At 38.5% G+C, this 22,103-nt stretch carries 18 protein-coding genes and 3 tRNA genes; 6 read left to right on the top strand and 15 right to left on the bottom strand.

Annotated elements, in window-relative coordinates; translation table 11 throughout:
* Nucleotides 1-10 precede the first annotated feature (10 nt).
* The 5 genes from AB1Z56_RS16765 to AB1Z56_RS16745 are packed head-to-tail and all read right to left on the bottom strand — an operon-like array spanning nt 11 to nt 3,886.
* Nucleotides 11-430, bottom strand: a complete 420-nt coding sequence (locus AB1Z56_RS16765) for a hypothetical protein (RefSeq protein ID WP_293903513.1) — start codon at nt 428-430, stop codon at nt 11-13.
* A complete protein-coding gene (locus AB1Z56_RS16760; protein WP_426789700.1) occupies nt 430-1,482 on the bottom strand; it encodes a hypothetical protein in 1,053 nt (350 codons plus the stop codon). Before AB1Z56_RS16760 ends, AB1Z56_RS16765 begins: the two co-directional genes overlap by 1 nt.
* Before the next feature lie 33 nt (nt 1,483-1,515).
* Nucleotides 1,516-2,061, bottom strand: coding sequence for an RNA polymerase sigma factor (locus AB1Z56_RS16755; RefSeq protein ID WP_309367103.1), 546 nt, complete (start codon nt 2,059-2,061; stop codon nt 1,516-1,518).
* 21 nt (nt 2,062-2,082) lie between these two features.
* Nucleotides 2,083-3,036: a transketolase family protein gene (locus tag AB1Z56_RS16750; protein WP_426789699.1), complete on the bottom strand. Its 954-nt coding sequence runs from the start codon at nt 3,034-3,036 to the stop codon at nt 2,083-2,085.
* A 1-nt stretch (nt 3,037) separates the two neighbouring features.
* Nucleotides 3,038-3,886 (bottom strand): transketolase, encoded by an 849-nt coding sequence (locus AB1Z56_RS16745; protein ID WP_309367101.1) that lies wholly within the window; start codon nt 3,884-3,886, stop codon nt 3,038-3,040.
* Nucleotides 3,887-4,055: 169 nt separating this feature from the next.
* On the opposite strand from AB1Z56_RS16745, the gene AB1Z56_RS16740 reads away from it, so the two are divergent.
* Nucleotides 4,056-6,473 (top strand): glycoside hydrolase family 3 N-terminal domain-containing protein, encoded by a 2,418-nt coding sequence (locus AB1Z56_RS16740; protein WP_426789698.1) that lies wholly within the window; start codon nt 4,056-4,058, stop codon nt 6,471-6,473.
* A 98-nt stretch (nt 6,474-6,571) separates the two neighbouring features.
* On the opposite strand, the gene AB1Z56_RS16735 is transcribed toward AB1Z56_RS16740, so the two are convergent.
* From AB1Z56_RS16735 to AB1Z56_RS16720, 4 genes are all read right to left on the bottom strand, one after another.
* Nucleotides 6,572-7,126 (bottom strand): NifU family protein, encoded by a 555-nt coding sequence (locus tag AB1Z56_RS16735; RefSeq protein ID WP_088162909.1) that lies wholly within the window; start codon nt 7,124-7,126, stop codon nt 6,572-6,574.
* A gap of 72 nt (nt 7,127-7,198) precedes the next feature.
* Entirely contained in the window at nt 7,199-8,548 is a 1,350-nt protein-coding gene (gene purB / locus AB1Z56_RS16730) for an adenylosuccinate lyase (RefSeq protein ID WP_309367099.1), read from the bottom strand.
* A gap of 125 nt (nt 8,549-8,673) precedes the next feature.
* Nucleotides 8,674-8,877, bottom strand: a complete 204-nt coding sequence (locus tag AB1Z56_RS16725) for a PG1828 family lipoprotein (RefSeq protein WP_309367098.1) — start codon at nt 8,875-8,877, stop codon at nt 8,674-8,676.
* Between the two features lie 146 nt (nt 8,878-9,023).
* Nucleotides 9,024-9,248 (bottom strand): PG1828 family lipoprotein, encoded by a 225-nt coding sequence (locus AB1Z56_RS16720; RefSeq protein ID WP_046671848.1) that lies wholly within the window; start codon nt 9,246-9,248, stop codon nt 9,024-9,026.
* A gap of 304 nt (nt 9,249-9,552) precedes the next feature.
* Here AB1Z56_RS16720 and AB1Z56_RS16715 point away from each other — a divergent pair, with 304 nt between their 5' ends.
* Nucleotides 9,553-10,902, top strand: a complete 1,350-nt coding sequence (locus AB1Z56_RS16715; protein ID WP_309367097.1) for an acyl-CoA dehydrogenase family protein — start codon at nt 9,553-9,555, stop codon at nt 10,900-10,902.
* Between the two features lie 108 nt (nt 10,903-11,010).
* Here AB1Z56_RS16715 and AB1Z56_RS16710 read toward each other — a convergent pair whose 3' ends face one another.
* From AB1Z56_RS16710 to rplS, 5 genes are all read right to left on the bottom strand, one after another.
* On the bottom strand, nt 11,011-11,796 hold the full coding sequence (locus AB1Z56_RS16710; protein WP_426789697.1) for an META domain-containing protein: 786 nt from the start codon (nt 11,794-11,796) through the stop codon (nt 11,011-11,013).
* A gap of 121 nt (nt 11,797-11,917) precedes the next feature.
* Nucleotides 11,918-13,741: a membrane protein insertase YidC gene (yidC, locus tag AB1Z56_RS16705; protein WP_309367095.1), complete on the bottom strand. Its 1,824-nt coding sequence runs from the start codon at nt 13,739-13,741 to the stop codon at nt 11,918-11,920.
* Between the two features lie 39 nt (nt 13,742-13,780).
* A complete protein-coding gene (locus AB1Z56_RS16700; protein WP_309367094.1) occupies nt 13,781-15,391 on the bottom strand; it encodes a CTP synthase in 1,611 nt (536 codons plus the stop codon).
* 123 nt (nt 15,392-15,514) lie between these two features.
* Nucleotides 15,515-16,600 carry a carbohydrate-binding family 9-like protein gene (locus tag AB1Z56_RS16695; protein WP_309367093.1) on the bottom strand — a complete coding sequence of 362 codons (1,086 nt, stop codon included), beginning with the start codon at nt 16,598-16,600 and terminating at the stop codon, nt 15,515-15,517.
* Between the two features lie 296 nt (nt 16,601-16,896).
* Complete coding sequence (gene rplS / locus AB1Z56_RS16690; RefSeq protein WP_159731148.1) at nt 16,897-17,244, bottom strand: 50S ribosomal protein L19; 348 nt, start codon at nt 17,242-17,244, stop codon at nt 16,897-16,899.
* A 342-nt stretch (nt 17,245-17,586) separates the two neighbouring features.
* Between rplS and AB1Z56_RS16685 the strand changes: the two genes are divergently transcribed.
* Nucleotides 17,587-17,660, top strand: a tRNA-Pro gene (locus AB1Z56_RS16685).
* Nucleotides 17,661-17,709: 49 nt separating this feature from the next.
* Here the strand turns inward: AB1Z56_RS16685 and AB1Z56_RS16680 are convergent.
* A complete protein-coding gene (locus AB1Z56_RS16680) occupies nt 17,710-20,094 on the bottom strand; it encodes an ABC transporter permease (RefSeq protein WP_426789696.1) in 2,385 nt (794 codons plus the stop codon).
* A gap of 431 nt (nt 20,095-20,525) precedes the next feature.
* Between AB1Z56_RS16680 and AB1Z56_RS16675 the strand changes: the two genes are divergently transcribed.
* The 3 genes from AB1Z56_RS16675 to AB1Z56_RS16665 all read left to right on the top strand — a co-directional run bounded on the left by AB1Z56_RS16675 (nt 20,526) and on the right by AB1Z56_RS16665 (nt 22,100).
* Nucleotides 20,526-20,599, top strand: a tRNA-Pro gene (locus tag AB1Z56_RS16675).
* A gap of 278 nt (nt 20,600-20,877) precedes the next feature.
* Nucleotides 20,878-20,951 (top strand) — tRNA-Pro (locus tag AB1Z56_RS16670).
* A 168-nt stretch (nt 20,952-21,119) separates the two neighbouring features.
* The gene (locus AB1Z56_RS16665; RefSeq protein WP_426789695.1) at nt 21,120-22,100 is read left to right on the top strand and encodes a 3-keto-disaccharide hydrolase; all 981 of its coding nucleotides are present in this window, start codon (nt 21,120-21,122) and stop codon (nt 22,098-22,100) included.
* Nucleotides 22,101-22,103: the final 3 nt, after the last annotated feature.

The following is a 22,103-nucleotide window of genomic DNA, read 5'->3' as shown; positions in this document are numbered from 1 at the left end:
TATTTTCGGATTATTTTCTTCTATTCTGTAGGGATTTGTATAGATGTTCTCTAAATTCCTGTTCTACTTCAAAAAATTGGGATGCCCGGGCATTGCCTATGACCTTTGCAAATTTGGCGCGGTATTCTTTTTTGATTTCCACTTCCTTTGCATCATATTGCAATACATCCCTGGAACCGCCTCTGAAACTATTTTTAGGAGCGCCATTCAATTTCTCTTTCCTGATATCCCACAATGTCTGGCTATACTCGTTATAGAGCGGAAAGAATTGCTGCGCCTCTCTTGGAGTTAAATCTAGTTCTTTAGTAATGTAAGCTATCTTTTCATTTTCTATAGCTTGAAATCGATTTTTGTCTTGCGCAAAGCCCAAGGCAATAGAAAATATACTAAAGAACAATGTTATCCATATGTTTTTTCTATTGAACATCATTATAAGGTATAGTTTAGATAATCTTCTATTTCTTGTTTAGATATATTGCTCCCAAATCCTTTTGTAGGGAGATTTGCTTCATCAGTATACTGAGACATATAGATCATATCGTCACCAGAGGCTGATGCTGCAAGGTAATTGATAATTTCCTGCTTAGGAATTTCTGATAAATGCTGGCTCAATTGCTCTTCTGCAATAGTTTCTACAGGAGCTGTATTTTGTTGTTGATACTGATAGCCCCAATATCCTCCTATACTTAACATGGCTGCAAAAGATGCTGCAACAGCATAGCGTGCATACCACTTTTTCGGTCTACCTATTTGATGGACAGGCGTATTACCTTTTTCAGGTTCCTGTACAGTATTAATAATTCTGTCCGAAAGCGTTTCAAAATAATATTGTGGTAGGTCAAAACCTGGCTCAACAATCGATTCTTTTAATTTTTCTTCAGCAATACGCGCAAAAATAGCAGATTCTAATGTTTGCTCATAGCCAGCTGCAACTGAGAAACCATCTTTAGGAGTAGTTTCCTTTAATTTTTGCTCAGCGATACGGGCGAAGATGGAGTTTTCAAGAGAATGACTGTAATCAGAAGGTAGAGTAAATCCTTCCGATGTAATCATTTCTTTTAATTTATATTCAGAAATGCGATTGAAGATGGAGTTTTCAAGAGATTGATTATAATCAGAAGGTATTGTAAATCCATCCGATGCAATCGTTTCTTTTAATCTGTCTTCAGAAATGCGGCTGAATATCGTTGAAGATAATTCGGAAGTATACTGTGATGGAATTTCGAAACCGTCAGAAGAGACTTGATTTTTAAAATTGTCTTCTGCTATTTTGCACATGATGGCATCAGACAGGTTATCAAAATATCCTTCTGGAACCTCAAAGATGGATTCGTCCTTGCATTCAATCAATTTGACTTGTGTAATTATTTTTGATTCTAAATCGTTGAAATAATTTTCAGGTAAGCCAAATGGATTTTCACGCAATGATGCTGGAAGATTGGTAGGCTCCAGCCCATCATGATATGTGCCATTTTCCTTCATAGTATCTGTTAGAACCTAATTTCGCTAAAAGGTTTAATCATGATTGTTAAAAAAAGACTCTATTTTTTTGACGGCCAAATGATAGGAGGCTTTTAGCGCACCAACACTTGTTCCGAGTACTTCTGAAATCTCTTCATATTTCATGTCTTCAAAATATTTCATATTAAAGACCAATTTCTGCTTCTCTGGTAAGGTAAGTAAAGCCTGTTGTAATTTCATTTGGGCTCTATCACCATTAAAGTAGTTGCCATCTGCAAGTGTCTCTGCCAGATAAGCAGTCGTGTCGTCATCCAACGACACGTTCTGCTTTTGCTTTTTCTTATTTAAGAAGGTGATACATTCATTTGTCGCAATACGATAAAGCCACGTGTATAGTTGTGAATCTTCACGAAAGTTCCCAAGGTTCTTCCATACTTTCACAAAGATGTCCTGTACTACATCGTCTGCATCGTCATGATCGATGACCATTCTTCGCACATGCCAATAAATCTTTTGTTGATATTTCTTCAACAATAAACGGAAAGCTTCTTCTCGCGTACTCTCTTCGGCGAATTTTGCTATAATTAAAGCGTCATCCATATATTGACCTGCGTAGTTTTGTTATTTTCTTTTGATTACTTTTTGAGCTGCAGCGACAATCGCATTTGCATTCAAACCGTATTTTTCCATCAATTGAGCTGGTGTACCTGATTCTCCAAAGCTGTCATTTACAGCTACATACTCTTGTGGAGTAGGTAGCTCTCTTGTAAGTACCTGGGCAACGCTATCACCTAAACCGCCTAGACGATTGTGCTCCTCTGCCGTTACGACACACTTTGTCTTCGCAACAGATTTCAAAATAGCCTCCTCATCCAAAGGTTTGATCGTATGAATATTGATAATTTCAGCATTGATTCCTAATTCAGCTAATTTTTCACCAGCTTGAATAGCTTCCCATACTAAGTGACCGGTAGCAATGATTGTTACATCTGTTCCTTCGTTTAACAACACTGCTTTGCCAATGATAAACTCCTGATCAGCAGGTGTAAAGTTAGGGACTACAGGGCGACCAAAACGTAAATAAACGGGTCCTTCATATTTTGCAGCCGCAATTGTAGCCGCTTTTGTTTGATTGAAATCACAAGGATTGATTACCGTCATTCCTGGTAGCATTTTCATCAATCCGATATCCTCTAAAATTTGGTGAGTTGCACCATCTTCACCTAAGGTTAGACCAGCATGCGACGCTGCAATTTTTACATTTTTGTCCGAATATGCAATCGATTGGCGAATCTGATCATAAACACGTCCTGTTGAAAAATTTGCGAATGTACCTGTGAATGGTATTTTACCACCGATCGTAAGTCCGGCAGCAATTCCCATCATATTAGCTTCCGCAATACCGATTTGAAAAAAACGTTCTGGAAATTCTTTGATAAAATCGTTCATTTTTAATGAACCGATCAAATCAGCACATAATGCAACCACATTCTCATCTTGCTTTCCTGCTTCCAATAAGCCTGCACCAAATCCCGAACGTGTATCTTTTGACTCTGTATAAGTATATTTTTTCATTCTAGTAATCTCCTAAAGTTTCTGTAAGCTGATTCAACGCCGACGCCAATTGTTCGTCATTTGGAGCAACACCATGCCATTTATGAGAACCCATCATAAAATCAACACCGCTTCCCATTTCTGTATGCATCAGAATAATGACCGGTTTGCCTTTTCCTGTACGTGATTTAGCTTCTGCTAGACCAGCAACAACAGCATTCATGTCATTGCCTTTGGCAATTTCCATGACATCCCATCCAAAAGCTTCCCATTTTGCACGTAGATCACCAAGAGATAATACTTGATCTGTAGATCCGTCAATTTGTGCTTTGTTATAGTCAACGGTAGCAATCAAATTGTCGATTTTGTTGTGTGGTGCGTACATTGCAGCTTCCCAAACTTGGCCCTCTTGCAATTCGCCATCACCCATTAATACATAAACTAGATTATTGTCTTTATTCAATTTTTTTGCCTGTGCGGCTCCAATTGCAACAGATAATCCTTGGCCCAATGACCCCGAAGCAATACGGATGCCTGGAAGGCCTTCGTGTGTTGTTGGGTGACCTTGAAGTCTGGAATTGATTTTTCTGAACGTTGCTAATTCGCTCACTTCAAAATATCCCGCACGCGCCAATGTACTGTAGAATACAGGAGAGATGTGTCCATTTGACAGGAAAAATAGATCTTCTCCTTTTCCATTCATGTCAAAGGAAGGATTGCGTTTCATTGCATTGAAATAAAGCGCCACAAAGTAATCTGTACAACCTAACGAACCACCTGGGTGTCCTGATTGACAAGCGTGTACCATACGTACGATATCACGTCTTACCTGTGATGCAATTTGTTCTAGTTTGTTAATATCTGCACTCATTTTTTTTGTTGGTTTCACAATTGGACGTAAAGTTAACTATTTTTAAGCTAGATGCTTGTTAAAAAATGAATTTATATTGACTTATTCCGAAACGATGATGTGTTTGATCTTGGATTTTTAATTTTTTTGTACCTTGCTTCACTTTATAAAACCAACAATTTTCAGCATAATGCCTAATCAACTCAAAAGCTACCTTATTATTTCAGCACTCTCGGCCCTTTATTTGCCTTCTTCTGCGCAGCATAGCAACATTTACCATAAGGACTGGATCGATTTTAACAAAAATGGGAAAAAAGATATTTATGAAGACTCCAAACAGAACATAGCCAACCGCGTGGAAGATCTGTTGAGTCAGATGACTGTCCAAGAGAAGGCCAATCAGACGGTTACGCTCTACGGCTACGGAAGGGTCTTGAAGGATGAACAGCCTACAGCGGCTTGGGATAAAGAGATCTGGAAATATGGCTTGGCCAATATCGACGAAATGTTAAATAGCTTAGCTTATAATAAATCTGCAAAAAGTTCATTTTCATACCCTTTTAGCCGTCACGCGCAAGCGCTGAATAATGTTCAAAAATGGTTTGTTGAAAATACAAGGCTTGGTATTCCCGTCGACTTTACAAACGAAGGTATTCATGGACTCAATCACGATCGGGCAACCTCTTTACCAGCACCGATCAATATCGGAAGTACATGGAATACGACACTTGTACGTAAAGCTGGGGAGACAATAGGAAGAGAAGCCAAGTATTTAGGTTATACCAATGTCTATACACCTATTCTTGATGTTTCTAGAGACCCACGCTGGGGAAGAGTTGTTGAAACCTATGGCGAAGATCCATTTCATATCGCCGAGATGGGTAAACAGGTTGTTTTAGGAATCCAGCAAAATGGTGTCGCCTCTACATTGAAACACTATGCGGTCTATTCTGTACCCAAAGGCGGAAGAGATGGAAATGCACGCACGGATCCTCATGTTGGCTTTCGTGAAATGCATTCTCTGCATTTGTACCCCTTTAAAAGAGTCATAAAGGAAGCCAAACCGCTGGGAGTCATGAGTAGTTATAATGATTATGATGGTGTACCTGTATCAGCTAGCAGCTATTTCTTACAGGATCTATTACGCAAAGATTATGGTTTTGAAGGTTATGTGGTGTCCGATAGTGAGGCCTTGGAGTTTATTAACAATAAACACCATGTTGCGGCAAGTTATAAAGAGGCTATTAAACAGGCACTAGAGGCTGGGCTGAATGTGCGGACGAATTTCGATCCGCCAAGTACCTATTTAACGCCATTAATGGAATTGATCAACGAGGGAGGCCTCGATATTAAAATATTGGATCAGCGGGTTCGTGAAGTACTGACCGTGAAATTTAAACTGGGTTTATTTGACCATCCATTGCGAGAAGATACAGCGATTGCTGATAAAAAAGTGCATACACCCGCAGATGAAGAGGTTTCGTTTCAAATGAATAGGGAGTCTATTGTTCTTCTGAAAAATGAACAGAATCTACTTCCAATAGACGTGAATAAATACAAACGGATTTTGGTTACCGGACCAATGGCAGAAGCAACAAATTATACGACAAGTCGGTACGGACCTTCCAATAACCCGATTACAACCATTAAAGATGGGATCATAAACTATGCAAAAACAAAGGCACTTCGGGTTGATTATACCAAAGGAGTAGACGTAGTGGATAAAAATTGGCCCGAGAGCGAGATTATTCCAACAGCCTTGTCAAGCGAGGAAATGGATAATATGGCGGAGGGCGTTCGTCTCGGCAAGGAATCTGACCTGATCATAGCAGTAATGGGCGAGTCAGAAAGAGAGGTTGGTGAAAGTCGATCAAGATCAGATCTAAATTTGCCAGGTAAGCAACGCGACTATTTGATGAAATTGAAAGAAACAGGTAAACCTATTGTGCTGGTACTCGTCAATGGTCGTCCACTTACTGTCAATTGGGAAAACAAGTATCTACCAGCAATTGTGGAAAGCTGGTTTCTGAGCAATCAATCTGGAAATGTGCTCGCTGGAATGTTGTTTGGGGAGTATAATCCTAGCGGAAAATTGCCTATTTCTTTCCCAAAGTCCGTCGGACAAATTGAAATGAATTTTCCGACAAAGCCTGCGGCACAGGCCGGACAGCCCGGGGTTGGCCCCAATGGATGGGGGAATAGTCGGGTTGTTGGGTTTTTATACCCTTTTGGTTATGGCCTTAGCTATACAGATTTTAGTTTCTCTAATTTGAAACTCACAAAGAAACAGATTAAACCAACAGATTCTCTCACAGTTTCGGTTGATGTTGAAAACGTAGGGAAGAGAAAAGGTGCTGAAGTTGTGCAGCTCTATATCAAAGATGTGTTGTCTTCAGTAACGACGTATGAAATGGATTTGCGTGGATTCGAAAAAGTTGAACTTAATCCAGGGGAGAAGAAGACCGTACAATTTTCTATTTTACCTGCCCACCTAGAACTTTTGGATAAGCACAATAATTGGACAGTTGAGCCCGGTAAATTTGAAGTATTTATCGGCAATTCTTCTGTTCATCTTCCACTTAAAGATTCATTTGATGTTATCAATTAGGAACAGAGTAATTGTAACTCTCTGTCGCTTGGTATGAAAAAAAAGGATCCAGCAAAATACAATGCTGAATCCTTTTTTATGCTGTTGAATAACAGTGATTACATGGCTTCAGCAACAACTTCAGTCACTTCTGGGACCATGCGTTTCAATAATCCTTCAATACCTGCTTTTAAAGTGATTGTCGAAGATGGACAACCGCTGCAAGAGCCCTTTAATTCAACCGTTACAATACCTTCGTTGAAGGATTTATAATGGATAGCTCCGCCGTCTTGTTCAACAGCAGGTCTTACATAATCATGTAATACTTGTTGAATCTTGACTTCAGTTTCAGTACCCTCGAAATTAACTTCCGTGTCATGGTGGACTGTTTTTACAGCAAGCTCAGACTCTACAGCACCTTTTACAAAATCTTTTAGCAAGGCCTCAATGTCTTCCCATTCCGCATCTTCAGTTTTGGTGATGGTCACGAAGTTACTTGCAAAGAATACCCCATTGACAAAGTTAAATTTGAATAATTCAAGCGCAAACGGAGAATCTTGTGCTGCCTCTTTATTTGGAAAATCTACACTACCGTTGATCAACAATTTATTGACCAAAAACTTCATGGTAGAAGGGTTGGGTGTAGACTCTGTATATACGTTAATCGTAGCCATGTATTATCTATTTTTATTCCAAGCAAATATAGGTCAAAAGAAGCTTTCTTAAGGTCATCTATAAGTCAAAGCTTATAAACTGACACCCGTATAGTTAGCAGGGCTAATTGCTTTCAATTCCTCTTTCACCTCTTCTGATACATTTAGATTATCAACAAATGTTGCAATGGTCTCTTTCGTTACATGTGTATTTGTACGTGTGAGATCTTTTAATGCCTCATATGGTTTTGGATAGCCTTCTCTTCTTAATATAGTTTGCAAAGCTTCTGCAACCACAGCCCAATTATTTTCAAGGTCGTTGGCCAAAGCCTGTTCGTTTAAGATCAATTTACGTAAGCCTCTTAAAGTCGATTTAATGGCAATTAAAGTATGCGCAAAAGGGACACCGATATTACGTAATACCGTAGAGTCTGTTAAATCTCGTTGAAGTCGCGATATAGGTAACTTAGCAGCAAGATGTTCAAAAACAGCATTTGCAATTCCTAAGTTTCCTTCAGCATTTTCAAAGTCAATTGGGTTGACTTTATGTGGCATCGCCGATGAACCTATTTGACCAGCAGTAATTTTTTGCTTAAAGTATTCCATCGAAATATAAGTCCAGATATCACGACATAGATCGATGATAATATTATTGATCCGTTTCAATGCATCACAGCTTGCCGCAAAATTATCATAGTGTTCAATTTGTGTCGTCGTTTGTGAACGGTCCAAACCTAAAATATTGTTTACGAAGTTATTGCCAAAATCAACCCAATTGGTTGCTGGATAGGCAACATGATGTGCATTGAAATTGCCGGTTGCTCCACCAAATTTGGCTGAATAAGGTACTTGATGTAATAGTTGCAATTGACGTTCTATTCGTTCAATGAAAACATAAAACTCTTTACCCAAACGAGTAGGAGAGGCAGGTTGCCCATGGGTACGTGCCAACATTGGAATGTCTGACCACGAAGTTGCTAGCGATTTTAATTCATGAAGCAATTCTTCGATTGATGGCGTATAACTCTCATTGATGGCTTCTTTCCATGAAAGTGGAATCGCCGTGTTATTGATATCTTGTGAAGTCAAACCAAAATGGATGAATTCAAGATAATCCTGCAATCCTAATTTTTCAAACTGATCTTTTAGAAAATATTCAACAGCTTTAACATCGTGATTTGTAACTTTCTCCGTATTCTTGATCCAGATAGCATCTTCTTGAGAAAAATTTCTATAGATATCGCGCAATTTTTCATTTAATGTTTTGTCAAACTGTTGCAATTGAGCAATACCTGATTCACTTAATGCAATAAAATATTCGACTTCTACGCGTACTCGATATTTTATTAAGGCAAATTCAGAAAAAAAAGCTGAAAGTTCGTGAGTATTATTGTAATAGCGTCCGTCGATAGGCGTAACTGCTGTTAAAGATGATAAAGCCATAGATTGAATGATTTTTGGCAAAGGTAAAAAAATGCTTGGAGCTTAGCAATTTAATTGGTGTAGATATAAAAAAAGCCTCCTGGTTAAAGGAAGCTTTTATACGTTGTAAATTCTATTTCGAAGAATTAGTGAGCAGCTTGAGTTGAATCAACTTTAGCAGCAGCTGAATCTACAGCAGTTTTTGCTGAATCCAATTGAGTGTTTGCTGAATCTAAAGCAACATTAGCTGAATCAGTAGCAGCATCAGTTTTTTTAGCTGTTTCACCACATGATGCGAAAGCTAATGTTAAAGCTAAACCTAAGAAACCGAATTTGAATGCGTTTTTCATTTTATTAAAATTAAAATATTTTTAAATCTTGTTATTTAGGAGTTAATACCATTAAACCAAAAAGGTAACCCTACTTTTTCTCTTTTTTGAAAAAAAGAAAGGCCTTTCGTAAAAAAGGCCTTTCAAAAGCGTTATTCAGTCCTAAATTATTTTTTAGTAGCAGCTGAATCAACTTTAGCAGCAGCTGAATCAACTTTAGCAGCAGCTGAGTCAACTTTAGTAGCAGCTGAATCCAATGTGTTAGCAGCTGAATCAACTAAAGCAGAAGCTGAATCTGCAGCACCTTCAGCTTTTTTCTCTGAATTGTTACAAGATGCGAAAGCTACAGTTAAAGCTAAACCTAAGAAACCGAATTTTAATGCGTTTTTCATTTTCTAATTTTCTAATTTAAATTGAAATAATTTTCTTTTTCATCTGTTAATACACGTAACCAAAAAAGGTAACCCAAAAAAAAATATTTTTTTAAAAATATTTGTAAATCGTTGTTTTTTAGATGTTTAATTTATTCTAAGTAAGAAGATATATCTCAAGCTCTCTATTCAATCCGCTTGTGTTATCCTTTAGCTTAACAAGGGTGAAGGGAGGGTGATCGTCGATAAGATTAAGTTAGTAACAAACAATTTTACATTATTTTTCTTATTTTAAGAAGTGAACACTTAAAAAGAAATTGCAATTATGTTTGATAAAGTAAAGAATATAATGGATTTGGCAAAATCAATAGACTTTGGCAAATTGGAAGAAATATCGAAGAAAGTGGATTTGGGAGCAGTGATGGATGCCGTATCAAAAATGGATGATAAACAGCTTCATGGTCTAATGAAAATGTTGAGTGCAGGAAAAGAAAAAAAAGAATTACCTCCTATTAATGGTGATTTCTATGCTATGGATAGCAAATTAAACGATTCAGACCGTGCATTGCAATTGAAGGTGAGGGAATTTATGGAGACTGAAGTCAAACCAATTGTCAATAAATATTGGTTAAGAGATGAATTCCCTTTTGAAATTGTACCGAAACTAGCGGCTTTAAATATTTGTGGCTATACCTATGATGGATATGGCTGTATGGGTGGAAGTTCTTTAATGGAAGGGATCATAGCGGCTGAGATAGCACGTGTAGATGCTTCTGTAGCGACGTTCTTTGGCGTACAGAGTGGTTTGGCTATGGGATCAATTTATATTTGTGGATCCGAAGAACAAAAACAAGAGTGGCTGCCCAAAATGCAGCAGATGCAAGTGATTGGTGCTTTTGGTTTAACAGAGCCTGAAGTAGGATCGGGAGCAGCAGGTGGATTGACAACAACCTGTAAGAAGACAGCCGAAGGTTGGGTGTTAAATGGGCAAAAAAAATGGATCGGGAACTCCACCTTTTCTGATATCACCATTGTTTGGGCTAGGGATCTTGATGATGGAGAAGTTAAAGGTTTTATCGTACGAAAAGACAACCCAGGTTTTTCAGTTGAGAAAATTAAAGATAAGATGGCTTTGCGTATTGTACAGAATGGTCTTATTACTTTAACGAATTGTACTGTTCCAGAAAGCGATCGCCTGCAAAATGCAAACTCCTTCAAAGATACAGGAAAGGTTCTTCAGATGACTCGGGCAGGGGTCGCTTGGATGGCCGTAGGATGTGCGAGAGGTGCCTATGAAAATGCCTTGGATTATACGCGTAAAAGGAAGCAATTTGGTAAGCCAATCGCTTCTTTTCAACTTATTCAAAATCATCTGGTTGAAATGTTATCCAATTTAACAGCTATGCAAACGCTTGTCTTCAGATTATCTGAATTACAAGATGCGGGACGGCTAAGGGATGAACATGCCTCGCTGGCCAAAGTCTTCTGTTCTTTACGTACGAGAGATATTGTTTCCAAGGCTCGAGAGGTCATGGGCGGAAATGGTATTTTGCTGGAGTATAATGTTGCGCGGTTTTTGGCCGACGCCGAAGCAATTTATTCTTATGAAGGCACAAAAGAGATTAATTCATTGATTGTAGGTCGAAGCATAACCGGATTTAGTGCTTTTGTTTAACTGTGCCCTAGCTGATTTGGTGCCTTAGAAATAACACATATCGATAGATATAAAAAGGCTTTGTTTTTAACAAAGCCTTTTCAGTTGAATTTAGTATAAAAAAATCTTCTATTTACGTTTAAACCGCATGATCGCGATATCACCCATAATAAATGTCAGCGTATTTTCGTTAATACTGTAAGTATTTACCTTTTCTAACGTTGAAAAAAAGGTAGCTTCTCCATTCCCTTCGCAGGCCATTTTCGTCGACATAACCGGCCCGAAATTAATGGCGGTCCCGTTGGTTTTAAATGTCATATTGTAATTGTTGCAGCTGCTATTTCCGCTCACTTTGCTACTGGTAGCATCAAATGTCATTGTTGGTTTGCGATTGGGATATAAACCATCAAAAGCAATCCTCGGACCGGATATATAATCAAGTTCCCAGGTTCCGCTAAGTGCTTGCTTATTGTCCTGAATTAATTTAAATTTTGCCAGGGGAGCCATTTTGGCCTTGTTCAGGCTAAGAATACCATCCTTAACCGTATAATTATCTGCAGCAATAAGGTTTTTGGACAATGCTTGTTCAATCGACATATCCGGACAGGCCATCATCGTGGACATACCCTGAGCAAACTTAATTCGTCCATTGTTTGACAAAGTCAAATCTCCGCCTATGCCATTACAGCCTCCACTTGCACTGTAACTTTTTTCGTCCAGTTGAAGGTAAGGCATTTTGCCGTTGACCTGATCCGCAACAGCTTGACCATTAATCTCAATTAATTGCCATTTCTTTCCCGTCACGGCAGATAGAGTACTAGCTGATTTTTGCTCATCAGTGTTCTTTTTAATCACCGAGCAGCTTCCAAGACCAACGATCAACATGGCCAATATTCCGATATTTCTAAAGTTCATATTTTAAATTTAACCTATTAACATCCTTTCTAACGTTTGGTTTGACAAAGTGCTACAAAAGTTTATAAACAACGAAGGCCTCCTGTCTGGAAGCCTTCGTTTTCAATACGATAAAATCGCACTATTTATTTTTGTTTTGTTGTGCCTGTTGTTGCGCACGCATCATTTCCTCCATTTTCGATTGGAAACTCGATTTTTTATCTGCTTTTGGATTCTTTTTATTTTCCTCCAATTTAGCTAAGATTTTCTCATCATTCACCATGGTGCGAATAACCAACTGAGTTAAGAACGTAAATAACGCACTTAAGAAATAGTAGTAGTTCAAACCTGCAGGGAAGCTATTCAAAACAAAAAAGAAAATCAAAGGCATGATATAACCCATGTACTTCATTTGTCCTGTAGCACCGGATGTAGCGTTGTTATACCAAGTAGTTAACAATGTTGTCAATGTCATCAAGATACACATCAAAGAGATGTGATTGAATGATCCAAAAATAGGTGCAAATGTAAACAGCGTATCATAGGTTGACATATCCTTCATAAACAAGAAGCTTTGTCCTCTCAATTCAAATAAATTTGGAAAGAAGTAGAAGAACGCAATTGTAAATGGCATTTGTAAGACAAGTGGAAGACATCCACCAAGCGGATTCACACCAACCTGTTTGTACAGTTTCATTTGCTCCTGCTGCATCAACATTTGATTATCCTCACCCACTTTTGCTTTGATCTCATCCAGCTGCGGTTTCAATACACGCATTTTGGCCATAGAGACATAAGACTTGTAGGTCATTGGTGAAAGAACCAATTTTAACAGCAATGTAAGTAACAAGATGACAATACCATAACTCATATGGAAGCCATCCAGAAAGTTGAATGCAGGTACTGTAATCCACTGGTTGATCCAACGCATAGGGCCCCAACCCATATTGATGATCGATTGATAGTCATTACCCTCGGCTTTCAATACATTGTATTGGTTTGGACCAAAGAAGAAATTTAAAGAATAGTTGTTGTCCTTATGATTATCAAATGCTAATTCTGCATTGGTATTATAGAATTTGATGATGTCCGTTTCTGATGCATGTTTTACATCCACTTTTGCATTGACAAAACCATCTTTGGCATTTAGGATACTGGAAAAGTAATGTTGCTTAAATGCAATCCATTGCACTTTTTTCTCCAATGCTTCATCGGCATCTTTTGATTCGGACAAATGGTCTACTTTATTATCTTCTTTATAATAAAGAGTAGATTTCTGTCTTTCAGATTCTATGTTTTGTTCTTTTTGTCTCAACGTGGTGTTCCAGTTAAGGGTCAACGTTTTTTGACTCTGCGGAATTAAATTCTGTATTCCTTTTGTGTTAATGTCCAATCCTACATTATAGCCTTTACCTGCAATTGAGTATACATATTCAATATACTGGTCGGCACTGTAATTCAGTCTGAATTTTACAGATTGTTTACCTTCGCCAGAAACTTGAATATCCGAAGATTCGGTGTTGAAGTATAAATCATTTGTTGATACATTTTGACCTGCTGCATTAAACTGAAATCCAAACTTGTTGTCGTCGCCATCAAAAAGCATCAAAGGTTTTCCATTGAAATTCTTTTCACCTTTTAGTTCCACGGATTTAACTTTACCACCTTTTGTACTGATTTTGGCAATGATGGTTTCATTTTCAATCGTAACGACTTTCTCGGTTCCAAATTTTGTGGCGCCAAAAGGCTTTTTCAATTCCGCCGAATCAGCAATCACTGCTGTTTGTACTGCTTTGGCTTTAGCGGTAGAGTCACTTTCGGCAGGCAGTCCTTTTTCTGTACGCGCTTTAGCCTCTTGTCTCGCTTGTTCTTGTTTGATTTCTGATTCTGAAGGCTTCATCAGGTAAAATGAACCAGTGATGATAGCAAACATCAGGACCAAACCAATTAGGGTATTTCTATCCATTTTTAATAATTAAACTTAATTAATTGTATCCTTCTATTACTACTTTGATTTTTTGTTGGCCAAAGCAGCGGCTACAAAGCTAACAAAAAGTGGGTGAGGATTTGCAACAGTTGACTTTAATTCTGGATGAAATTGTCCGGCAACGAAAAATGGATGGTTTTTCAATTCCACAATTTCAACTAATCCAGTCTCCGGATTGAATCCTGAAGCAATCATTCCAGCTGCCTCATATTGTTTTAAATAGTCATTGTTAAATTCATAACGGTGACGGTGTCTTTCAGAAATTTTTGTTTTACCATAAATGGCAAAGGCTTTAGTTCCTTTTTTAATTTCACAGTCGTAAGCACCTAAACGCATTGTACCGCCCATATTGGTGATGTTTTTTTGTTCTTCCATCAAATTGATGACCGGATTGCTGGTGTTGGCATCCATTTCAAAACTGTTGGCATCTTTTAGTCCCAATACGTTTCTTCCGAATTCGATGACCGAACATTGCATGCCTAAACAGATACCAAAGAACGGAATATTATTTTCACGAACGTATTGAATAGCATTTAACTTGCCGTCCAAACCGCGTTCACCGAATCCCGGGGCAACCAAAACACCATCCATACCTTTCAGCTTTTCAGCAACATTTTCTTTTGTAACACTCTCAGCAGCAATATAGCTCACTTTTACTTTACATTCATTTGTTGCGCCCGCATGGATAAATCCTTCGATGATGGATTTATAAGCATCTGGCAGCTCAACATATTTTCCAACCAATGCAATATTAACTTCACTTGTTGGGTTTTTGAGCTTACCTAAAAAGTTTTTCCAGTTTTCTAGATCAGGCTCATTTTTGTTGGAAAGTTTCAGCTTCGTTAATGCCGTTTTATCCAGATTCTCCTTCAACATCAATAATGGCACATCATAAATAGTCGACGCATCGATAGATTCAACTACTGCATTGATATTGACATTACAGAATTGCGCTAATTTTTTGCGGATTTCTTGTGATAATTTATGTTCAGTACGGCATACCAGAATATCAGGTTGTACACCATATTCCAATAATGTTTTTACTGAATGTTGGGTAGGTTTGGTTTTAAGCTCACCAGCAGCAGCCAGGTAAGGGACTAAAGTCAAATGGATAACCAGCGAATTATTTGCGCCCAATTCCCAACGGAGCTGCCTTACCGCTTCCACAAATGGTAAAGACTCAATATCGCCAACAGTTCCGCCCAATTCAGTGATGATAATGTCATATTGACCAGACTCACCCAACAGTTGCATTCTGCGTTTTATCTCATCAGTAATATGAGGAATTACTTGAACGGTTTTTCCTAAATATGCACCTGCACGTTCTTGTTGGATAACGTGTTGATAGATGCGACCTGTCGTGACGTTGTTTGCTTGTGAGGTAGGGACATTCAGAAAACGCTCATAGTGGCCTAAGTCAAGATCAGTTTCAGCACCATCTTCTGTAACATAACATTCACCATGCTCATATGGATTTAATGTTCCTGGATCGATGTTAATGTAAGGGTCGAATTTTTGAATGGTAACTTTATAGCCACGCGCTTGGAGAAGTTTAGCAAGGGAGGCAGCAATAATACCTTTCCCCAACGACGAAGTAACGCCGCCCGTAACAAAAATATATTTAGTCATAACAATTAAAGGATTTTCAATTTTATGTGGTCAAAATGACCAATAATAGTTGCTCTATGTACGGGATACAAAGATAGCAATTTTTATTCAAAATCAGAATTGAAGATCGTTCGAATAATTAAATTAAAAATAGATATTACCGCGGCTATCTATTGTCGTCTTTAATGTAGGTTGCGTTTTTGACTTGATTTCAATGCGATAGAAATTATTGCTGTTTGAAAACACAATATCATAACTTTTACGTTCATTCATAATTTCAGGATATAATTTGCTCAATTCCTGAATTGACGTAGCGTAACGCTTTTGGTCGTTTCTATAGATCTGTTGCAAGTAAAAGATGTTCCAGGCCGTTCTTTCAAGAGATAGGAATTGCTCGTCGATCGGTTGCTGGTTTGCAGTATCAACAAATTTGATATGTCCCCATCGTTCCGGGTAGTGCATGTTGACAAGTCCAATAGGTGACCATACCCAATTCTCTTCAGGGAGCGTCCTACCGGTATCGTCTTTTCTCTTACTATATGCTGTTTCACTATTGTCATAATGCCATTGTACACGAGAGAAATTTATCTTCCAGATTTCATTCGGCTTAATTTGATTTCCTTCGCCAAAGTATTTCAGACTCTTTACGGGTATTTTCATTTCCACGGTCCAATATTCATCCTTGTCTTGTGGATTGTTGATGGAGCCAGCATGATAAACGGCACTTTCAAGATCTTTTGTGTCCCAGTTTAGATTCGCCCTGCCACCAAAGCGATAAGGTTTAGTCATCAAAAGATCCATTACTGTATTTAATGCGTTTATTTCAATCTCTATATATTCCGGAGATACTAGATTTGGTTTGAGAAAGATCTCAAAGTCATTGTCATGATAAATGATTGTATCTTTTTGTCTTAAATAACCTTTGATATGAGGTTCGTGAAGCTTCGCAAACAGATACAGGTTTTCCTTATCCCAAAGCATCTTGACTTTTGTTTCAAAGGCTGGGACAGGTTTAGTTGATCCCTCAATATCCTTAAAAGAATCTGTCCAAACCGCTTTAGACCAGCAAGCCTCATTGTCCTTTCCATCAATCGTGATTGTATCTGTTACCGGATGTACATAATACGTTTGAGGGTGCGACTGTAACTGAAGAAATTCATGCAGATTTCGTTGTGCAAAAGTAAAGGTCGGATAGATTATAAAAGTAAGGATAAAAGCTATAATTCTCATCAAGGTACAGTTTGATTTTTAACGGTAGTAAAGTTAGGATGAAACAATCTTAGGTTGTTTTTAGCTATTGTAATCATCTACGATTCTACCTTTCAGATACGCTGCTAAAAGTAAGTAAAATGTTTTAGCGGAGCAAAAGAAGGCCTGGGATTTTAAGGGACATTATATAATTGTCGTAAATTTATTACAGAAGGAGCTTAGTGATATTGCCTATGTTTTGAATGGGGCAAACGATAGGGCATAAAAAAAGGCTTTGAGTTTATTCAAAGCCTTTTTTTATGCCGTGGTAGTCGTAATTAGATTCTTTTCGATTTAATACGAGCAGCTTTACCAGTAAGGCCGCGTAAATAGAATAATTTCGCGCGACGAACTTTACCGTAGCTGTTTACTACAATTTTTTCAATGTTTGGTGAGTTTACAGGGAAAATACGTTCAACACCTACACCGTTTGAGATTTTACGAACGGTAAAAGTAGCGTTAGCACCTTCGCTGTTTAATTGAATTACTACACCTTGGTACACCTGTACACGCTCCTTATTTCCTTCGCGAATTTTATAATGAACGCTGACGGTATCTCCAGCTTTGAAAGCGGGAATTTCATTCTTTACTACCGCTTGTTCTTCTACAAATTTTACTAAATCCATGATTTCGAGTAATTATTAACGATTTATATCCTGTAAAAATCGGAATGCAATATTACGACTTATTTTCTGAATATAAAAATACTTTTTTAAAAAACTATTGACTGATATTCAAATCGGATGCAAAGATATGAAAATGAAATGGATAATCTAAAGATATTTTGAATATTCCTTTGTAGGCTATATGGAGCGGATTTTTGAATACTAAATTCAATAGAATATGTGCTTTTTGTAAAAATATTGTGCAATCAATCAGTTGTTTAGTGATTAATTTTCTATAAGGTGTTGACAAAGTCAAAAAATGATTCGATATTTGTGCCACACAAAACAAAGGTGATACCTTTTCGGGGTGTAGCGTAGCCCGGTATCGCGCCACATTTGGGATGTGGAGGTCGTAGGTTCGAATCCTGCCACCCCGACTAAAAAAGCTCTAACAAAAGTTAGAGCTTTTTTGTTTTCTTCCTGTTTCTATTCATCTCGTAAACTGTCTACAGGGTTAGCTACAGCTGCCCGAATTGCCTGCCAACTTACAGTCACTAATGCAATGCCGATCGTTAAGAGCCCTGCTAGCACAAACATCCACCATTGAATTTCTATACGATAAGCAAAGTCTTCCAGCCATTTGTTCATGGCTATCCACGCGATCGGCGAGGCGATCATCAAAGCAATGAGTACAGGTTTTATAAAATCTCTTGAAAGTAATGTGGTAACTCCTGATACGGAGGCGCCAAGTACTTTGCGGATTCCGATCTCTTTGTTTCTTTTGGCTGCAGTAAATGAGGCGAGACCATAAAGGCCCAGACAGGCGATAAATATGGCTAAGCCGGAGAAAAGGCTCAGTATGCGCTGCTGTCTGATATCGGTTTTGTATAATGTGTCGAATTTCTGATCCAAAAAACTGTATTCAAAAGGGTATAATGGGGCTACTTTGCCAAATGCAGCTTTAATGGTTTTTAATGCTGCAGGGAAATCTTTCGTATTTAATCTAACGACAGCTACCCTAAGGTCGTCAGAAGGAGAAATGACCAGCGCATCCATATTTTCTTTTAGAGATAGGAAATTAAAATCTTCTACAACACCAATAATCTTCCGTTGGAATTGATCGCGGATTGTATTCTTTATCCATTTGCCGATAGCCTGTTCGGGAGTAAATCCAAGCTTTGATGCGGCCGTGCGATTAAGCAGTACAGCGCTAGTGGAATCGGTTGGGTATTGCACTGAAAAGTTTCGGCCTGCAATTATTTTTAGTCCAAGCGTGTTCAGGTAGTCGAAATCGGTAAATTCCGTTCTTGATTTCCATTTCTCGTCATGTTGCCCCTCTACTTCGAATGTATGGCTGTCGAAGAATCCTCCAGGTTCACCAGACATAAATGAAACCGATGCGATATTGCTGCTGGTAGATAGCTCATTCTTGAAAGTTCGCAGATTATTGTAGAATTCTTCATTATCTATAGGGATCACTACGCTTTGTTGATCGTCATAGCCCAGGCCTTTTTCTTTTACGTATTTCATCTGTTTCGTGATAATCAGAGTGCCAATTATAAGTAAAATGGAGATGCTGAATTGAAATACGACCAAGACATGGCGAAACAATGCTCCGCTCTTGCCTAAACGTAATTTTCCTTTTAACGCCTGTATGGGTGGGAAGGTGGAAAGGTATAATGCTGGGTAGCTTCCAGCAAGTATGCCTACACAAAAAACCACCGCTAGTAAAAAAATATAGATGGACCATGAATTCCAAGGGACCGTAAGTTTGTATCCTAGTAATTGGCTGTATAAGGGCATTGATAGTTGTAGTAAACACATCGCGAGCATGCAGGATATCGAGGCTAATAAAATAGATTCTCCGATAAACTGTCCTGTCAATTGAAAGCGTTGTGCGCCAAGTACCTTCCGTAGTCCGACCTCCTTTGAGCGGTCGACGGCACGTATTGTGGAAAGATTCATGAAATTGATGCAAGCGATGACTAATATTAATATGGCGATAGAAAGAAAGATGTAAACAACTTTTTTGTCTCCATGTTTAGCGCTGTCAAATGCACTGTGGGGTTCAAAATAAATATCATGTAAGGGTGTAAGTGCAAGATCAAAATGAAGCCCCATATTGTTAGAGACCGTTTTCATATGACGATCCATGAACTGTGGGAATTGACTTTCGAGCTGTTTGGGGTCTTTATGTTCATTAAGCAGGATATAGGTGAATAAGTTGTTGTTTTCCCAGGCTTTGAACGAATCTTCGTTGATATAATTTGTTAATGGGATGACGAGATCGAAATCCAAGTGTGAGTTAATTGGAGGGTCTTGTGCAATTCCTGTAACGGTCAGCTGTCTATTTTTGTCAAGTTGAAGTACTTTGCCAATGGGATTATCATTTCCGAAATATTTTTTTGCGGTTTTCTTCGATAGTACGACACTTGTCGGATTTTTTAAAACAGTATGTGGATTTCCTTTTAACAGGGGGAAGCTGAATAGTTCAAAGAAATCGGTGTCAGCAATAAAGAGTTTCTTTTCATTGAATGAGATGTTGCCAAATGAGAATAGTCCATTGGTGGGTAATATCCGTACAGCTTTTTTGATATCATCGGGGTAATCCGTTAGTAGCGCGCTAGCATAGGGGGCGGATAAATAGGGGGCGCGTTCTTTGCTGCGATCAAATCCGCGCATCACCCGATAAATGCGGTCGCCATGGCTGTGAAATTTATCAACACTGAATTGATGGGCGATAAATAGAAAAATCATTGCACACACAGTAATCCCTATTGTCAAACCGAGGATATTGATAATCGAAAAGGCCTTATTTTTAATAAGGTTTCTCCATACAATTTTGATGTAGTTTTTTATCATATTTTTCATTATAAGTGTTCATTTCGACCTGGTGGCTATCAATGATGTTGAATGCCGCATTAATTTTTGCTTGTTGAAGAAATATCTACAATGAAAGTCAATTTCAAAAAAACTGCCAGATGATTAACAAGCTTTTAATCAGTTGTTTGATTGTTGTTTTTAGCGATTATAAGTGTTTGAATTCGAACACATCATGTCCGTATTCGAACATGCGACTGTTGAGAAGTCAAAAGATTTTAATTTACATCTGAGTGCTAATCGAAGTAATAAATATTGGTTCATAGCATTGGACTTGATCCCATAAAGGAGAGCTATGTGTCGTCCGGATAAAGAATATGTCGCAATGTAACAACTTGTTAGTTTAATTTTGTGCTTTTCATTTGCAAATAAATTGTAAGAAGCGTATATTTGTGCCACACAAAACAAAGGTGATACCTTTTCGGGGTGTAGCGTAGCCCGGTATCGCGCCACATTTGGGATGTGGAGGTCGTAGGTTCGAATCCTGCCACCCCGACTAGAAAAGCTCTAACGAAAGTTAGGGCTTTTTTCGTTTCTGGGCAGGCGCGAACCTATGACCTTTAGGATATTATTTGGTTCGATCCGTAGGTCGCTCACAGGCTTGTGTTGGGGGGATTTTTCTTTTTTTGCCTTTTAAGGTAATGTTGTTTTAAAGGGTTTTATAAATTATTTTGCAATAAGTCAATCTGTTAGGTACTTTGTGGAGAATATTTTTGAAAAACATGTATTTTTAGTGTACTTTTGTGCCACACAAAACAAAGGTGATACCTTTTTCGGGGTGTAGCGTAGCCCGGTATCGCGCCACATTTGGGATGTGGAGGTCGTAGGTTCGAATCCTGCCACCCCGACTAGAAAAGCTCTAACGAAAGTTAGGGCTTTTTTTGTTTCAGGGCAGGAAGGCGAACTGCGACCAGCTGCACTCTTCGCATTTTTTAACATTATATCCTTGTAAACCCGCTGTTAAACAGTTAAATTGCTTGAAATTTATTGTCAACTAGAATATAAACATAAATAATATGAACAGAAAAGCGGCATTTCTTTTAGGAATTTTGGCCTCTTGTGCATTACCGCAAGTTACCTTTGCAAATCATTCAGTCGCAGAAGCTATCAATTATCAACAAGAGGTAGAAGGCAAAGAGCTGATCGGAAGGTGGGATATCGAAGTGGATATTAATGGTATTCCTGCGCCATCTTGGCTGGAGGTAAAATTGTCGGGCTATAGAACTTTAGTCGGTCATTATGTGAGTACTTCCGGAAGTGCTCGGCCAGTTTCTCAGGTGTTTTATGAGAAAGGGAAGTTCAAATTTGCCATCCCGCCGCAATGGGAGGGTGGAAAGATGAATCTAATTGTAGAAGGCGAGATCGTTAATGGTGTATTGCAAGGTATGGTAACGGAGCCCGATGGCAAAACATATCGCTTTAAAGGTGTTCGTGCTCCAGAACTCAAGCGAACAGCTGCGGTAAAATGGGGTAAGCCTATTCAGCTGTTCAATGGTAAGGATCTGTCTGGATGGAAAGCTACTGGGAAAACGAATCAATGGGTGGTGAAAAATGGTATATTGACTAGTCCGCAATCTGGTTCTAATTTGGTGTCTGAGCAGAAATTTGAAGACTTTAAATTACATGTCGAATTTAAAATTCCAGCAGGAAGTAATAGTGGGGTCTACTTGCGAGGCCGATATGAGGTTCAGATAGAAGATAGTCCCAAGGATGCACATCCTAATGCCGTGCTTTTTGCTGGGGTATACGGTTTCTTAGCTGCAAATGAAATGGTCAATAAGGGAGCCGGAGAATGGCAAACCTATGATATTACATTGGTGGGACGCCTAGTAACAGTTGTGGCGAATGGTAAAACTGTGATCAGCAACCAAGAAATTCCTGGTATAACCGGTGGCGCATTGGATAGCAAAGAGGCAGAGCCGGGGCCAATTTATTTCCAAGGGGATCACGGTCCAGTGGAATTCCGAAAAGTAATTATTACTCCAGCTATTAAATAGCAT

The organism is Sphingobacterium sp. WOUb80, from assembly GCF_050058145.1.
GTDB lineage: Bacteria > Bacteroidota > Bacteroidia > Sphingobacteriales > Sphingobacteriaceae > Sphingobacterium.
This window is presented reverse-complemented; position numbering and strand designations above follow the sequence as displayed.

Coding starts and splice junctions, on each gene's coding strand:
- AB1Z56_RS16700 (WP_309367094.1), bottom strand. CDS start 15,391: ATGACTAAATATATTTTTGTTACGGGCGGCGTTACTTCGTCGTTGGGG.
- AB1Z56_RS16720 (WP_046671848.1), bottom strand. CDS start 9,248: ATGAAAAACGCATTAAAATTCGGTTTCTTAGGTTTAGCTTTAACTGTA.
- AB1Z56_RS16680 (WP_426789696.1), bottom strand. CDS start 20,094: ATGAAAAATATGATAAAAAACTACATCAAAATTGTATGGAGAAACCTT.
- AB1Z56_RS16750 (WP_426789699.1), bottom strand. CDS start 3,036: ATGAAAAAATATACTTATACAGAGTCAAAAGATACACGTTCGGGATTT.
- AB1Z56_RS16745 (WP_309367101.1), bottom strand. CDS start 3,886: ATGAGTGCAGATATTAACAAACTAGAACAAATTGCATCACAGGTAAGA.
- AB1Z56_RS16715 (WP_309367097.1), top strand. CDS start 9,553: ATGTTTGATAAAGTAAAGAATATAATGGATTTGGCAAAATCAATAGAC.
- rplS (WP_159731148.1), bottom strand. CDS start 17,244: ATGGATTTAGTAAAATTTGTAGAAGAACAAGCGGTAGTAAAGAATGAA.
- yidC (WP_309367095.1), bottom strand. CDS start 13,741: ATGGATAGAAATACCCTAATTGGTTTGGTCCTGATGTTTGCTATCATC.
- AB1Z56_RS16760 (WP_426789700.1), bottom strand. CDS start 1,482: ATGAAGGAAAATGGCACATATCATGATGGGCTGGAGCCTACCAATCTT.
- AB1Z56_RS16695 (WP_309367093.1), bottom strand. CDS start 16,600: ATGAGAATTATAGCTTTTATCCTTACTTTTATAATCTATCCGACCTTT.
- AB1Z56_RS16740 (WP_426789698.1), top strand. CDS start 4,056: ATGCCTAATCAACTCAAAAGCTACCTTATTATTTCAGCACTCTCGGCC.
- AB1Z56_RS16735 (WP_088162909.1), bottom strand. CDS start 7,126: ATGGCTACGATTAACGTATATACAGAGTCTACACCCAACCCTTCTACC.
- AB1Z56_RS16755 (WP_309367103.1), bottom strand. CDS start 2,061: ATGGATGACGCTTTAATTATAGCAAAATTCGCCGAAGAGAGTACGCGA.
- AB1Z56_RS16710 (WP_426789697.1), bottom strand. CDS start 11,796: ATGAACTTTAGAAATATCGGAATATTGGCCATGTTGATCGTTGGTCTT.
- AB1Z56_RS16765 (WP_293903513.1), bottom strand. CDS start 430: ATGATGTTCAATAGAAAAAACATATGGATAACATTGTTCTTTAGTATA.
- AB1Z56_RS16665 (WP_426789695.1), top strand. CDS start 21,120: ATGAACAGAAAAGCGGCATTTCTTTTAGGAATTTTGGCCTCTTGTGCA.
- purB (WP_309367099.1), bottom strand. CDS start 8,548: ATGGCTTTATCATCTTTAACAGCAGTTACGCCTATCGACGGACGCTAT.
- AB1Z56_RS16725 (WP_309367098.1), bottom strand. CDS start 8,877: ATGAAAAACGCATTCAAATTCGGTTTCTTAGGTTTAGCTTTAACATTA.